Source organism: Myxococcus llanfairpwllgwyngyllgogerychwyrndrobwllllantysiliogogogochensis (genome assembly GCF_006636215.1).
In the GTDB taxonomy this organism is placed as follows: domain Bacteria; phylum Myxococcota; class Myxococcia; order Myxococcales; family Myxococcaceae; genus Myxococcus; species Myxococcus llanfairpwllgwyngyllgogerychwyrndrobwllllantysiliogogogochensis.
This window is the reverse complement of record NZ_VIFM01000642.1, coordinates 1-572: the sequence shown is the minus strand read 5'-3', so window position 1 is coordinate 572 and position 572 is coordinate 1. Positions and strand designations below refer to the sequence as shown.

Sequence of the window (572 nt, the reverse complement as noted above, 5' to 3'; positions counted from 1 at the left end):
ACTCCTTCTCTCGCTCCGTCCCCATCGGCGCTCCTCTCTCCAACTCCTCCGCCTTCGTCCTCGACGCCTCCTTCCAGCCCCTGCCTCCGGGCGTCCCTGGAGAGCTCTTCGTCGGGGGTGACGGCCTCGCTTGGGGTTACCTCAACCGCGCTGACCTCACCGCCGAGCGCTTCGTCCCTCATCCCTTCAGCAGCACTCCTGGTGCTCGCCTCTACCGCACCGGTGACCGAGTCCGCTGGCTCGCCGACGGCACTCTCGAGTTCCTCGGCCGCTCCGACTTCCAGGTGAAGGTCCGCGGCTTCCGCATTGAGCTGGGTGAAGTCGAGGCCGCTCTCCGCCTCTTCTCTGGCATCCAGGAAGCCGTCGTCCTCGCTCGCGAAGACGTCCCCGGTGACAAGCGTCTCGTCGCCTACTTCACGGCCGCCGAGCAGGACATCGACACGTCCGCGCTCCGCTCATTCCTCCTCCAGCGCCTGCCCGAGTACATGGTGCCGGCTGCTCTCGTCTCCCTCCCGTCCTTCCCCCTCTCCGCCAACGGGAAGCTCGACAGGAAGGCTCTTCCTCCTCCCAAC

1 protein-coding gene is annotated in these 572 nt (G+C 67.0%); it reads left to right on the top strand.

The annotated features are described in order from the left end of the window. Positions 1–572 (top strand): AMP-binding enzyme (locus FJV41_RS49790; protein WP_141649573.1); only part of this gene is annotated, 572 nt, incomplete at both ends.